Here is a 14,522-nt window from a genome sequence, read left to right as displayed (position 1 = left end):
ATGTTTAGCTGTTTTTTCTTTTTCCTATTAATTTTGTTACAGAGAGCATTGTAAGTGGTAAAGAATGATTCTTCCTAAATGCTAAATATTTACCGCTCCATGCGGGTTTGTATTTTTCTTTAAAATGTCGTAGTCCGCTAAAACTATACGTATAACGAACATTATTAAAGATTGCAGCTGCAACTCGTTCAGACCAAAAAGATTGTGTTGATAAACCAACATTTGAAAGTGGTGCCATACCAATATTAAAGGAGTGGTAGTTATTTTCTTTTGCCCAGTGGAATAAGTGGATGAAAATTGCATCCATAATTCCGCTAGGCGCATCTGGATAATAACGCATTAAATCAACAGACAATAATCCGTTTTGATATACGGGCATAAAGGTTGTGAATGCGATAATTTTGCCATCTGCATCAGATAATGTAGCGATAGGAGCACGGCTAATATATTCACGATCGAAGTATCCGAGTGAAAAACCTTTCTCTTTTTTTCCACCAAGCCATGCATCTGAAACTTTCCTTAACTCTTCATATAATTCGTCTGAGAATGGCGGCTCATGAATAGCGAATGTATAGCCTTCTCTTTCAAAACGATTGAAAGTAGCCCGCATACCAGCGCGTTTCTTTCCTGTTATTGTAAATGTATTTAAATCAACGACAGCTTCTTCACCAAGCTTAAAGAAGTTATAACCAAAATCATGGTATAAACTCATCCATTTACTTTCGATTTGATAGAATACGCAAATGTATCCAAATCGATCAGCCTCAGCTAAAAACTCTTGCAACACAGTACGGTAGGATGATGAATCACCAATTGGATCACCTAGTACAACAAGACGTTTCCCAGTTATGGAGAAGAGAAGGAGTGCTTTCCCATCACTACTGAAGAAGCATTGTTTATCTCCTAAGAAGCCTAAATGACTAAGTACATTTCCGCCATGTTCATCTAAAAAGTTTTGCAATCTTTTATCGTTAGCTGGTTGCCCGGGAAATTCAGTTCGATAACGATTGGCAATGAGTGAGCCAATCAGTAAAAAAGTAGGAACGAAAAAGGCAGCGGCTAATGCGCTTCGTTTCACTTGTGTAATATTACGAACGACAAAATCAGGTTTAAAAGCTTCTTTTGCACCTGCAAATAAAATACCTAAGTTTTTATATAAATATAACGTTACAAGTAAGAATATAAAAACTTTTACGATATCAGAAAGGGAGACTTCTATTTTCTCGCGTACAAACCTTTTTCGAAGCATATATAATACAGCGAGTACGATTAATAAAATAAATGTTTCTTCAATATCAATTCCTTTTAGTGTATTAAAGATAGCCGCTCCGATTAAAGAAACAATCGTCATGTAATAAGAACGTTTTGTTCCGTAATATATCCCACGTGAAAGGATTAGGAGGAGAATACCGAATGTTAGCGATAAGCTAAAAGAAAATTGAATGAGATATTTTGGAGCTAGAATATGTAAGGCGTGCGCCCTGTTTATACTTGTTGGTAGAATGGTCGACAAAATAACCATTAAGCCAGCAAATACTGTTAAAGCAGCAGATGCCCATGAACCTAGTTTTCCTAAAAAGTCACGCTGCAAAGTCCATATAACACCAGTTGTTTCTAATGCAGGCGCAATAAAAGGCTTATCTTCAAACTTTTTAATGGCTGCTCCAGTCATTTCAAAAGCTGCAAAAATGAGACCGAGGCAGAAAGGTAAGATGTAATAGACAAGGCGATATAATAACATAGCAGGCAGTAATACACCTGTATCAATGCCGTATTGTCCTAGTCCAGTTATGAAGACAAGGTCAAATGATCCAAGACCACCAGGAACAAGACTTACGACACCAGCTAAAGCAGCGATGACATACACACCTAAAAACTTTTGAAATTCGATATCAATTCCAAATAATATTAAAATCACGTACATAACAATACCAGCAGATACCCATTCGACTAATGAAACTAATGAGTATAAAACAGTTGGATTTTTCTCTTCTTCTTCTTCTTCTAGTCCTTCGGTTTGCTTTGTTTTTCTATTTTTAAGTTTAGAAAAGCCAATGTATATAGGGACGAAAAGAGCAAAGAAAATAAGAACAGGCCATAGCCATGGCTTTTCATGCAAAATAAAACTTGTATCTAATATTCCGATAAGGCCGAGGAATGAAAGAATGGCCAACCCGTTAATAAAAGCAGTTGTCATCCAGGCGATACTTTTAATAAGTTTGCCATTTTCCTTTATGTATGGACGGTACAGCATTGTGCGCACACCAGCTCCAACGAGACCGCCAAATCCGATAAATCCATTTAAAGTATTAGCAATCCATGAGATACGGAAAATCTTTTGGACGGGTATATCAGCCTTTAAGTAACGAAGCATCACATAGTCATAAAAGAACATTGTTGATACAGCAAATGCACCAAGTGTAATTGCTAAAAAGACCCCTCCAGTTGGAATGTTTTTAATGGAATCAATCGCTTCTAAGAAAGAAATGCCTGCTAATTCTTTTTTTGCTTGAAAAAATACAATTGTTAATACAACAAATGGGAAGATTATTTTCCCGATTTGTAAGAAACGTTTCCATGAAAACGACATAAATACAACTCTCCTTGTATAAGAAAACTGAGACAATAATATTATTATGACAAACTTCAATAAAAATAAAAAGGTAAATTCCTGTATAGGGAAGCTATTTTTTATATAGGTATATTTAAAAGAATATTTCGTTTGTCAGAAAATTAGGTTAAAATAAAGTGAAAGAAGGAAGAGAGGGGAAACAGATGATAATAATAGGTTATGCAGGGTATGAATTAGAGAAAGCAAAACCTAATACATCAGAAGATTTTTTTAATAGGTCTGAAGTGACATATATATTAAATGGTAAGGAGAAAACTTTTTCAGTTTTATACGTTCGGTATTTTGAAGAAGTTTTACAAGAAATTACGCCTTTTGAAGGAAATCCAGTATGTAAAGTAGAAGAACAAGACATATATTTGCGGGATATTGTAGCGATATCTTGTTTAGTAAAAGATAAGGAGCTTCGTACACAAAAACGTTTGTATCTCAATAATATAGAAGAATTCCAACAATATTTTGATGCCGGTACAGTGGTGAAAGTACAAGAAATATTGGCTGAATTACATAAAAATAAAAGAGTAGAAATTGCGTGAAATGGCAAAGGAGAGAGAAGAAATGTCTAATTTGATGGTTGAAAATCAAACAGAACAAGTTTCTATGTTTTTAGAAGATGTTATTACTTTAATAACCAATTATGTAAATTATCATACGTTGCCTTCTTTATTAGAAGAGACACCAGCAGGGAACGAGCAATATTATAAAGGGTTATTAGCATCAATAAGACGTCTTCTCGTTTTTTGTGAAGAGGGACATGATGCGTGTTTTGTTTTATTGAATAGCCAGCCATTTCGAAAAACAGCAGCTGAAAAAACTTTGTATAAGATTTATCATCAAGTAATTGCAGAGTTTTTTTCACCAAAGAGCGATCACTGGTATGAAAATAGTCGTTCTGCATATACAGGGAAAAACTCTATCGTTTTTCAACAAACACCACCTGCATCTATAGGGCAAGTGATGAAGAGTTTAGAAGGTAAATTTCAATTGATGCGTGAAGAACTAGAATATTATGAGACGGATTACCAAACAAAGATGTTACACAAATACTAATTAAGGAAAAGAAGCTAAGAGTACTTAGTTTCTTTTCTTTTTGTACAGTTATATAAGGGATTTTCTTTGAATATATTTAAGTGGATAGCATTAAGGAGGTGTAACATGAGTCAGCAAGGTGTATTTACAGATTACTTTCATGAAGTAGAAAGCTGGTGTGAAAGTGTTCTTCACGTATTAGATAGCCGTGCAATGGAAGTGTATGATGTCCATATGCTTGCTTATAAAATTCAAACGTTATTAGAGCGCATGAAAGAGCATGAATACGATACAGATGCGGAGTTTATGTATGAAATAAGTGATGATGTAGAACATATTCAGCATCACCTGCAGGAAGTATTTATGCAGGACGAGGGCGAATATGAACTGCATGAAAGAGGGGATAGTGAACGGGCTGTTCCGATTGGAGGACATACACTTCCCCCATTACCTTATCCGTATAATGCGTTAGAACCGTATATTTCTAGAGAGATTATGATGTTACACCATGATAAACACCATCGCAGTTACGTGGAAGGATTAAATAAGGCAGAGAAAATGATGGAAGAAGCGAGAAAAACCAATCAATTTGATTTGATTAAGCATTGGGAAAGAGAAGCTGCTTTTCATGGATCAGGTCATTATTTACACACAATATTTTGGGGTAATATGAAAAAAGATGGTGGCGGAAGTCCAAGAGGTGCTTTTTCACAACAAATCGAACAAGATTTTGGGAGTTTTTTACGTTTTCAAAAACATTTTACAGAAGCAGCCTCAAAAGTAGAAGGTTCAGGCTGGGCGATTCTCGTTTGGGTACCCCGATCTGGAAGGTTAGAAATTTTGCAGAGTACACTTCATCAATTATTTACACAATGGGATACGATACCACTCCTTGTACTAGATGTATGGGAACATGCGTATTATTTACAATACCAAAACCGAAAAGATGAATATATTAAAAACTGGTGGAATGTTATAAATTGGCCTGACGTAGAAAAAAGATTTGAAAGTGCGAAACAAATTGAATGGACACCGTATTAGACGCATATTTTATGCGTCTTTTTTATTAGAAGGAGAAGGAAGATTTCGTTCATATTTTAAAAGGCCAAGCATACACTTGTACAAAAAGTGCCAAAAGGACGTGGGGGGAAATATGAGACGAATTTGTGTAATAATCACGCTTTTTATTATGTACGCAAGCGTTATGCCGATTCCTACATATGCAAAGATGAATAGCAATGTGAGTGCTCGAAATGCAGTATTAATGGAACAACATTCTGGTCGTGTATTATACGGAAAAGCAGAGCATGAACCACAAAAAATTGCTAGTATAACAAAAATTATGACAGCATTGTTAGCTGCTGAATCAGGAAAGATGAAAGAACTAGTATCGGTTAGTAATGAAGCAGTACGAGTAGAAGGATCGGCAATTTATTTGAAACCTGGACAAAAAGTGAAGTTAGAAGATTTAGTCTACGGACTTATGCTTAGGTCTGGTAATGACGCAGCGCAAGTAATTGCTGAAAATGTGGGTGGAAGTATAGACGGGTTCGTATATTTAATGAATGAAAAGGCAAAAGAAATTGGAATGAAAGATACTCACTTTTCAAACCCTCATGGCCTGGATGGAGATGGATCACATTATTCGTCGGCTTATGATATGGCACTTTTAACGAAATACGCAATGGGGAACGAGACATTTAAGAAAATTTTTGGGACAAAAACGTATAAATCAGATTCTTGGGATTATCCATGGAAGAATAAACATAAGCTGGTGACGTCTTATTATGAATTTGCAACAGGAGGAAAAACGGGCTTTACGAAGAAAGCGGGAAGAACGCTTGTTACAACGGCATCAAAAGATGGACTAGATTTAATAGTCGTAACTTTGAGTGCTTCTAGTGATTGGGATGATCATATGAATTTATTTGACAAAGGGTTTGAACGTTTCAAGCAAACAAAAGTTTTAGGACAAGGAGCACTCGCTGAAATAAATGAAAAGAAATATGCCAATCATGTTTATACGAAAAATAGTTTTTCTGTACCTTTAACAGAAGAGGAAAAAAAGAGCGTGGTATTAAAAGTTGAACTGGATAAAAGTGTAAAACTTATGGACGGAGTAAAGGTTGGAAAGACAGATGTTTATGTTGGTAATGAGAAAGTTGGAGAACGGAATTTATTTTATAGTAAACGGAAGTTAGTAGCTACAACGGGCATGTACTGGAGTAACGTGAAAGAAATTTTTTCTTATATGATAGGTGTTGGTATCGATGGTTAATCTCGTATGGGCAGCGATGGCGGTCATAGGGATTGTATATGCCATGATAAACGGAACGATGGAAGAAGTAACGAAAGCTGTATTTGACGGGGCAAAAGATGCGGTAACAATTTGTATAGGGCTGATTAGTGTTTTAGTATTTTGGCTCGGTTTAATGAAAATTGCAGAGGAAGCAGGGTTGTTAAAGAAGTTAGTTACACTTTTTATGCCGATAGTAAAAAGATTGTTTCCAGAAATACCAAAGGATCATCCGTCAATGGGATTTATTTTATCCAATATGATGGCGAACTTTTTTGGACTAGGTAATGCAGCAACCCCCCTTGGTATTAAAGCGATGGAACAACTGAAAGAATTAAATGGAGGAAAGGATTCAGCGAGCCGTTCTATGGTGACGTTTCTAGCACTAAATACATCTGCTATTACATTAATTCCTACTACCGTCATTTCGATTCGAATGACTTATGAATCAGCGAATCCTACTGAAATTGTTGGGGTAACATTCATTGCACAAGTACTCTCTATGATTGGAGCAATTTGGATTGACCGCTATTTTTACCGAAGAAGGAGTAGAAAGGGGCGGAAAAAATGAGTATTGTAAATACAATTTCATTATGGGTAATCCCTTGTGTAATCGGTTTTATCCTTTTATATGGCACGATAAAAAAAGTTCCGACGTATGAATCGTTCGTTGAGGGAGGAAAAGAAGGGATTCAAATTGCAGTTTCAATTTTACCGTTTATGGTTGGAATGCTTGTATCCATTTCGATTTTTCGAGCGTCTGGAGCGTTAGATGCGATGATATCTGTAATGAAGCCGATGTTAGACTTAATTCACGTCCCAGCGGAAATTGTTCCACTAGCACTTATACGTCCAATTTCGGGATCTGCTGGTTTAAGTATTACGACTGATTTAATTGCGACATATGGGCCAGATTCGTTTATTGGGAGATTGGCTTCCACGATGCAAGGGAGCACAGATACGACTTTTTATATTTTAACAGTATACTTTGGAGCTGTTGGGATTAGGAAAATGGGAGATGCATTAAAAGTAGGATTGTTTGCAGATTTAATCGGAATTATTTGCTCGATTGTGTTTGTTTCTCTATTGTTTCGGTAATACTATTCATTTTTTGTGCTATTTCGCTTATAATACGTATACGACCACTATTAACGTGTAGTTTAATAGTGGTTTTTTTATGTGGTATTTTTGACAAAATGATGAACTTTTATTGTGAGAAATATGAAAAATGTGGACAATAATAAAGGATAAAAACATGATGTGACCTTTATATGTTTATTATCATCGCTATGTTGTTTAAGTGAGATGGAGTGAATAGCCGCAAAGCGTATGCGGTTGCCAAGTCTTTCTAATGTAAGGTAAGATAAATTCGAGGTGAAAAAAAGAAATGGAACGATTACAAAAAGTGATTGCACAAGCAGGTATTGCATCGAGAAGAAAGGCTGAGGAATTAATTCAGCAAGGAAAAGTGAAAGTTAATGGGAAAATAGTGAAAGAGTTAGGAACAAAAGTAACTCCTCAAGATAAAGTAGAAGTAAATAGCATCCCTCTTGAAAAAGAAGAACCTGTTTATTTTTTACTATATAAACCAACTGGCGTAATTTCAAGTGTATCAGATGATAAAGGAAGAAATGTTGTAACAGACTTTTTCCCTGAAATTAGACAACGTTTATTCCCAATCGGACGTTTAGATTATGATACGTCTGGCGTATTATTGATGACAAACGATGGAGATTTCGCGAATGTATTAATGCATCCGAGATATAAAGTTGAAAAAACATATGTTGCGAAAATTAAAGGGCCATTAACAGGTGAAAAAATTCGCATGTTAGAACGAGGTGTTGCATTAGAAGATGGAAAAACAGCACCAGCAAATGTGAAAATTATTTCTTGGGACAAGCGTAAAGAGATGGCAATTGTACAATTAACGATTCATGAAGGACGTAATCGTCAAGTACGTCGTATGTTTGAAGCGTTAGATTGTAAAGTAGTGAAATTAAAACGTGAACGTTATGCTTTCTTAGAAGTAGGGAGCCTGCGACCTGGTGATGCAAGAGAATTGACACCACATGAGGTGAAACAATTACGTGCGCTTGCTTCTACAAAGCCAAGATAAGCTATAGAGTTAAAATTTCACCAGTGGAGTGCTCTGCTGGTGATTTATTCAATACAACATTTACAGAAAATAATACATACATTTGTCGAAGAAAGGAGAGGCAATATGAAAAAAAATCGCTTATTATTTCGTGTAATCATTATGCTCATTTTATGTGGTGCTGTAGGATTTACACTCTATCAAGGATTTTTCGCTGATAAAGAGAAAATGAAAATCGGAAAAGAAGCACCAAATTTTGTTGTGACGGATTTAGAAGGAAAGAAAATTGAGTTAAAGGACTTAAAGGGAAAAGGGGTATTTTTAAACTTTTGGGGAACTTGGTGTAAACCTTGTGAAAAAGAAATGCCTTATATGAATGAATTATATCCAAAGTATAAAGAAAAAGGCGTTGAAATTATTGCGTTAGATGCAGATGAAACAGATATTGCAGTAAAGAATTTTGTGAACCAATATGGATTGAAATTCCCAGTTGCAATTGATAAAGGACAAAAGATTATAGGGGCATATGGAGTGGGTCCATTACCGACAAGCTTTTTGATTGATAAAGATGGAAAAGTAGTAGAGCAAATTATAGGTGAACAAACGAAAGAACAGTTAGAAGGATATTTAAAGAAAATTACTCCGTAAGAAAGAAAGCCTTTACATACGAGGTGCATACCTATAGCGCCTCTGGTTTAAAAATTCTGAGTATTGTGGTAACTTGAGGTTAGAATATACAATAGTACATATAGATACAGGGGCGGTGAGAGTGTTGAAAGAAATTAAGTGTGAATGTGGACATGTTAATCCGATAGGAACCGTTTTTTGTGAAGCTTGTGGGAAACCATTTGAAAGCAATGAAAATGTAAAACTATTGGATATGCGCTATGAGGGGAGTGCTCGGAGATCTCTCACGCAAACAAAAACGATAGTCGATAAAATTTGGAGCTTTTTCTCTTCTGTAAAAGTGGGCGTATGGCTAATCGTAATCACTTTAGCTGCTTCAGCGATAGGAACTATTTTTCCGCAAGAAATGTACATAACTCCAGGGATTGCACCAGCTGAATATTATAAACAGGAATACGGATTTTTGGGGCAATTATACTATCAATTAGGATTTAATAATTTATACGGTTCATGGTGGTACATGATGTTAATTGCTTCTATAGGGATTTCACTAGTGATTTGTAGTTTAGATCGTGTCATTCCGCTTTATAAAGCTTTAAAAAAGCAAGGTGTAAAAAGACACCCAAGCTTTTTACAGAGACAAAGATTATACGGGACTGGCACTCCGCAAGATGGTGACTTGGAAAGATTACAAATGAATTTAAAGAAAAGAAACTATAATGTAAAAGTGGAAGACGGAAACGTTTTAGCGGAAAAAGGACGTTTTTCACGCTGGGGTCCATATGTAAATCATATCGGTCTTATTATTTTTTTATTCGGTGCAATGCTACGTTTTTTACCGAGTATGTACGTAGACGAAGCACTTTGGTTACGTGATGGTGAAACGAAAGAAATACCAGGAACTGATGGACAATACTATTTGAAAAACGAAAAATTTATAAAGGAAGTTTATGATAAGAGTAAGGATAAAGAAGTTTATGATGAGGCAATTGATCGTGTTGGTGATAAAGTGATTGCGAAAAACTTCCAAACGAATGCTGTATTATATAAAGCGGTAGGAGAAAATATAGCAGGAGAAAAACCGAAACTGGAAAAAGTAAAAGACGCGGAAATTCGAGTGAATGAGCCACTGAAATTTGATCGATTTGCTGTTTATCAAGTGGATTATAAAGAAAGTGAATTTAAAAGCATGTCTTTTAATTTACAAAATAAAGAAACTAATCAAAAGTGGGGACCGATTAAAGTAAATTTAGCGAATCCAACAGAAAAATACGATTTAGGAAATGGTTATTCTCTAGAACTATTAAGTTATTTCCCAGATTTTTATTTTGATGAGAATGGAAAACCTAATACAAAAACGAAATTACCAAACAATCCTGCATTCGTATTTAAAATGTTTACGCCTGAGACGCCAGATGGTGAAGTGAGTTTTGTTGGTATTCAGCAAAATATAGAACCTGATGGGAACAATAAATATAAAATGTCATTCGCAGGTGTGGAAATGCAAAATGCAACAGCACTTACTGTAAGGAAAGACTTAACGCTTTGGATTCTCGGTATTGGAGGATTTATATTTATGGTTGGTGTAATTCAAGGTATGTATTGGAATCATCGACGTATTTGGATACAACGTGTTAATGATGAATGGTGGGTTGCAGGGCATACGAATAAAAATTGGTTCGGTTTAAAGAAAGATATTGAAAGAGTACTAGAAGGTACAGCAATTCCGCAACCAAATGATAAAGTAATTGATAAAAAAATTAGTTAAGGTGGGGAAACGATATGGTGCAAATAAGTAGTAACTTTCTCTTTACCGCATTTATTTTATATTTAATTGCAACTCTATTTTTTGGGGGAGCAATTAAAGAAAAGGGTCATAAATGGGCAAATATAGGAATAACGATAACAATTTTAGGGTTTGTTGCACAAACAGTATATTTTGTTACAAGATGGATTGCATCAGGGCATGCGCCAGTTAGTAACTTTTTTGAATTTGGTACGTTTTTTGGCATGATGCTTGTTGGGGCATTTATTGTGATGTATTTTATGTACCGCGTAAGTATAATTGGATTATTTGCATTACCAGTTGCGCTTTTATTAATTGCCTATGCAAGTATGTTCCCAAGGGAAATATCTCCGCTTATTCCATCTTTAAAAAGTAATTGGTTACATATTCACGTGACGACTGCAGCAGCAGGACAAGCGATTTTAGCAATTAGTTTTATTACGGGCGTGATGTATTTATTGAAAAATGTAGATCAATCAACGAAAAGTAAGCGTACATTTTGGCTAGAAACGGTAGTATTTACACTTGTTTGTACAGTAGGATTTATTGCGGTAACAACGGTATTCTCTAGTATGAAATATGAAGCTAATTTTCAATGGGTTGATAAAAATGAACAACAAGTTGAAATGAAGTATAATCTTCCGGCTTTAGTTGGACCGCATGAAGGAAAGCTATTGACAGAAAATAAATTAGAGCCGACAGTTGAAGTTCCGGCGATTGTAAATGCAAAAAAATTAAATACTGTTATTTGGTCAGTGATAGTTGGAACATTACTTTATATTGTATTAAGACTTGTTTTACGCAAACGAGTATCAGCGGCACTTCAGCCGTTAGTAAAAAATACAAATAGTGATTTATTAGATGAAATTGGATATCGTTCTATAGCAATTGGATTCCCGATATTTACATTAGGGGCGTTAATCTTTGCGATGATTTGGGCTCAAATCGCTTGGACACGTTTTTGGGGCTGGGATCCAAAAGAGGTTTGGGCGCTTATTACTTGGCTCTTTTATGCTGCGGTACTACATTTACGCTTATCAAAAGGATGGCATGGAGAGAAATCAGCGTGGTTAGCAGTAATTGGTTTTGCAATTATTATGTTTAACTTTATTGTAGTAAACTTAATTATTGCCGGTTTACATTCATATGCATAGAGAAATAAAATAGGAGAGTGTATGTCACTTTCCTATTTTATTTTTGTCAACTTTTCTTCTTTTTTGAGAAAAACATGACAAAGTAGCGGTTGATTTTGTAAAATGATGTCGAGGACATTATATACTGTTCAAAAAAAATACATAGTTTTGGAAAAAAATTGAACAAAATTTATTATTCTTGTGAAGCATAGTATGGGAAGTGAAACATTTAGAAGATTGCTTAAATAAACGAGAATAGCGCAACATAATAGTGTAGAAGGGTAGGTGTGAACCGTTGTTGTAAAAATACGCAGCGGGTAGAAATGGAAAATGAATCAAGAATTTTAATTGTAGATGATGAGGATCGTATCCGCCGTTTATTAAAAATGTATTTAGAAAGAGAACAATACACAATTGAAGAGGCAGATAATGGTGATACAGCTTTAGAAATGGCGTTACAAAATGATTATGATTTAATCCTATTAGATCTTATGATGCCTGGTAAAGATGGTATTGAAGTGTGTAAAGGGGTTCGTGAGAAGAAAGCGACGCCAATTATTATGTTGACAGCAAAGGGTGAAGAAGTAAATCGAGTACAAGGGTTTGAGGTAGGAACTGATGATTATATTGTGAAACCATTTAGCCCACGTGAAGTAGTGCTTCGAGTGAAAGCGGTCTTACGCCGTTCTGTACCGACAACATTCTTTACACAAGATACAACGACAAAAGATGTTACTGTTTTCCCTCATTTAACAATTGATAATGATGCACACCGTGTAACAGCAGATGGAAATGAAGTGAACTTAACGCCAAAAGAATATGAATTACTGTTATTCTTAGCGAAAGCTCCTGATAAGGTATTTGATCGTGAGCAATTGTTAAAAGAAGTATGGCAATATGAATTCTTCGGAGATTTACGTACAGTTGATACGCATGTAAAGCGTTTACGTGAGAAGTTAAGCAAAAAATCACCAGATGCAGCGAAGATGATTGTTACCGTTTGGGGCGTAGGTTACAAGTTTGAGGTTGTGAACGACTGATGCTTTGGAGAAGTGTAGTAGGGAAGTTATGGATGACCATATTACTTCTCGTTTCGTTTGTTCTTGGATTTGTTGCGATTTTACTTTCACAGTTTTTTAGAACGTATTATGTTGATATGAGCGAAGCTAGACTTCAGAAAGTCGCGACAAGTGTTTCAGAGTTAATTGAAGAAGGTGCCGATGTAAAAACGATTGAAAATATCGCGTACAAATTCTCTGATCCACTTTCAAGGATCATTATTGTAGAAGATGGTAAGGAAATATCTTCTTCGCCGAAACAAGAAGGGTTAGTCACTCTTACAATGGATGATTTGAAAGAAGATAAAGAATTAGCGGCTGTTTTTACAGACAAAAAAGAAATTAAGAATAACATTAGAAAAGCCTCTAATAGTAGAAAGATTAAAAATACTGAAAATGACATTATGATCGTCGGGAAACCGGTGCAGTCAAAAAATCAAAGTGCTGTGTTCGTATATGAATCTTTACAAGTTCCGATACAAGGTATGGAGAGAACGACTGACTTCATTTTCTTATCAGCAGGTATTGCGATTATTTTAACAACGTTCTTCGCATTCTTCTTATCTACGCGAATTACAGCACCACTCCGAAAGATGCGTGAGGTTGCTTTTGAAGTGGCGCGTGGAAAGTTTGATGCGAAAGCTCCTATGGTATCTCAGGACGAAATTGGTGAGCTTGCAACGGCCTTAAATCAAATGGGTAAGCAGTTGAAGTTTAATATGAATGCTTTGCAGCAAGAAAAAGAGCAGTTAGCTAGCATTTTGAGTAGTATGGCAGATGGAGTTATTACGTTAAATCAAGAAGGTGAAGTCGTTGTTATTAATCCACCGGCTGAACATTTCTTACAAGTTTGGCAAGAAGAGAAAGAGATAGAGCTAAGTAAAAAACTACCTTCTGAACTTGTTGAACTATTCCATCTTGTTGTAGAAAGTGAGCAACAACAAGTTGTTGAAATTAATTTGCAAAAAGGGAACTACGTAGTTCTTATGACGCCGCTTTACAATCAAACGAAAATTCGTGGGGCTGTAGCAGTGTTGCGTGATATGACGGAAGAACGTCGTCTTGAGAAGATGCGTCAAGACTTTATTGCGAATGTATCACATGAACTTCGTACACCGATGGTAATGCTTCAAGGGTATAGTGAAGCGATTTTAGATGATATTGTGCAAACGAAAGAAGAAATTAATGAATTTGTTCAAATCATTTATGATGAATCTGTTCGTTTAGGTAAACTTGTAAATGAGTTATTAGATTTAGCACGTATGGAAAGTGGTAATGTAGAGTTACATATAGGTGAAGTAGATATTCATCCATTTGTCGAAAAAATTGGTCGTAAATTCCAAGGGATTGCAAAGGATAAAGAAGTTGAACTAACAGTTGATTTCCAAAGTCCAATTGAACAATATCCGTTTGATGCAGACCGTATGGAACAAGTGTTGACGAATTTAATTGATAATGCAATCCGTCATACGAATGCAGGTGGGCATGTGACACTTGTAATTGATACGAAAAGTAATGGCCTTACTTTCGAAGTGCAAGATTCAGGCGCAGGCATTCCAGAAGAAGATATTCCATTTTTATTTGATCGTTTTTACAAAGCTGATAAAGCAAGAACACGAGGGAAAAAAGGTGGAACGGGACTCGGACTTGCGATTGCTAAAAATATTGTTCAAGGTCATGATGGGAAAATTTCTGTCACAAGTGTTGTTGGAGAGGGAACTACATTCTCTGTATATTTACCGAATCGTATAATTTAGATATGTGTTTTTAAAGTTGATAATGAATAAAGTTCTACTGTTGTTTATTTTTTTGTAAACTCAATTAAATAAATAATAGTAGGACTTTTTTTCTATCTTAGTCGAAATAAGA

General features: G+C 35.5%; 13 protein-coding genes. 12 read left to right on the top strand and 1 reads right to left on the bottom strand.

The features are described 5' to 3' along the window. Window positions 1-4 precede the first annotated feature (4 nt). Window positions 5-2,590: a bifunctional lysylphosphatidylglycerol flippase/synthetase MprF gene (mprF, locus tag COC96_RS08770; RefSeq protein WP_098768655.1), complete on the bottom strand. Its 2,586-nt coding sequence runs from the start codon at window positions 2,588-2,590 to the stop codon at window positions 5-7. A 185-nt stretch (window positions 2,591-2,775) separates the two neighbouring features. Here mprF and COC96_RS08765 point away from each other — a divergent pair, with 185 nt between their 5' ends. From COC96_RS08765 to resE, 12 genes are all read left to right on the top strand, one after another. After that, complete coding sequence (locus tag COC96_RS08765) at window positions 2,776-3,165, top strand: hypothetical protein (protein WP_097902351.1); 390 nt, start codon at window positions 2,776-2,778, stop codon at window positions 3,163-3,165. A gap of 22 nt (window positions 3,166-3,187) precedes the next feature. After that, window positions 3,188-3,679, top strand: coding sequence for a YpuI family protein (locus COC96_RS08760; RefSeq protein WP_098267199.1), 492 nt, complete (start codon window positions 3,188-3,190; stop codon window positions 3,677-3,679). A gap of 105 nt (window positions 3,680-3,784) precedes the next feature. Beyond that, complete coding sequence (locus tag COC96_RS08755) at window positions 3,785-4,699, top strand: superoxide dismutase (RefSeq protein WP_098267200.1); 915 nt, start codon at window positions 3,785-3,787, stop codon at window positions 4,697-4,699. Between the two features lie 112 nt (window positions 4,700-4,811). Next, window positions 4,812-5,936, top strand: a complete 1,125-nt coding sequence (gene dacB / locus COC96_RS08750) for a D-alanyl-D-alanine carboxypeptidase DacB (protein WP_098267201.1) — start codon at window positions 4,812-4,814, stop codon at window positions 5,934-5,936. After that, entirely contained in the window at window positions 5,929-6,525 is a 597-nt protein-coding gene (spmA, locus tag COC96_RS08745; protein ID WP_098267202.1) for a spore maturation protein SpmA, read from the top strand. Before dacB ends, spmA begins: the two co-directional genes overlap by 8 nt. Next, complete coding sequence (gene spmB / locus COC96_RS08740) at window positions 6,522-7,052, top strand: spore maturation protein SpmB (RefSeq protein WP_002201161.1); 531 nt, start codon at window positions 6,522-6,524, stop codon at window positions 7,050-7,052. The genes spmA and spmB overlap by 4 nt, the downstream gene beginning before the upstream one ends. 289 nt (window positions 7,053-7,341) lie before the next feature. Then, window positions 7,342-8,070 carry a 23S rRNA pseudouridine(2605) synthase RluB gene (rluB, locus tag COC96_RS08735; protein WP_098267203.1) on the top strand — a complete coding sequence of 243 codons (729 nt, stop codon included), beginning with the start codon at window positions 7,342-7,344 and terminating at the stop codon, window positions 8,068-8,070. Between the two features lie 105 nt (window positions 8,071-8,175). Beyond that, window positions 8,176-8,697 (top strand): thiol-disulfide oxidoreductase ResA, encoded by a 522-nt coding sequence (resA, locus tag COC96_RS08730; protein ID WP_098267204.1) that lies wholly within the window; start codon window positions 8,176-8,178, stop codon window positions 8,695-8,697. Between the two features lie 121 nt (window positions 8,698-8,818). Next, a complete protein-coding gene (gene resB, locus COC96_RS08725; protein ID WP_098267205.1) occupies window positions 8,819-10,444 on the top strand; it encodes a cytochrome c biogenesis protein ResB in 1,626 nt (541 codons plus the stop codon). Window positions 10,445-10,458: 14 nt separating this feature from the next. Continuing rightward, the gene (resC, locus tag COC96_RS08720; RefSeq protein ID WP_097902344.1) at window positions 10,459-11,616 is read left to right on the top strand and encodes a cytochrome c biogenesis protein ResC; all 1,158 of its coding nucleotides are present in this window, start codon (window positions 10,459-10,461) and stop codon (window positions 11,614-11,616) included. A gap of 302 nt (window positions 11,617-11,918) precedes the next feature. Then, window positions 11,919-12,635 (top strand): DNA-binding response regulator ResD, encoded by a 717-nt coding sequence (resD, locus tag COC96_RS08715; RefSeq protein WP_000426862.1) that lies wholly within the window; start codon window positions 11,919-11,921, stop codon window positions 12,633-12,635. After that, window positions 12,635-14,410 (top strand): sensor histidine kinase ResE, encoded by a 1,776-nt coding sequence (resE, locus tag COC96_RS08710; RefSeq protein ID WP_098768654.1) that lies wholly within the window; start codon window positions 12,635-12,637, stop codon window positions 14,408-14,410. Before resD ends, resE begins: the two co-directional genes overlap by 1 nt. Window positions 14,411-14,522 lie beyond the last annotated feature (112 nt).

Origin of the sequence: Bacillus cereus, from assembly GCF_002577405.1 — a bacterium.
Lineage (GTDB): Bacteria > Bacillota > Bacilli > Bacillales > Bacillaceae_G > Bacillus_A > Bacillus_A cereus_AU.
Note: the sequence above shows the minus strand (reverse complement) of the source record. Positions and strands in the feature narration are given on the sequence as shown.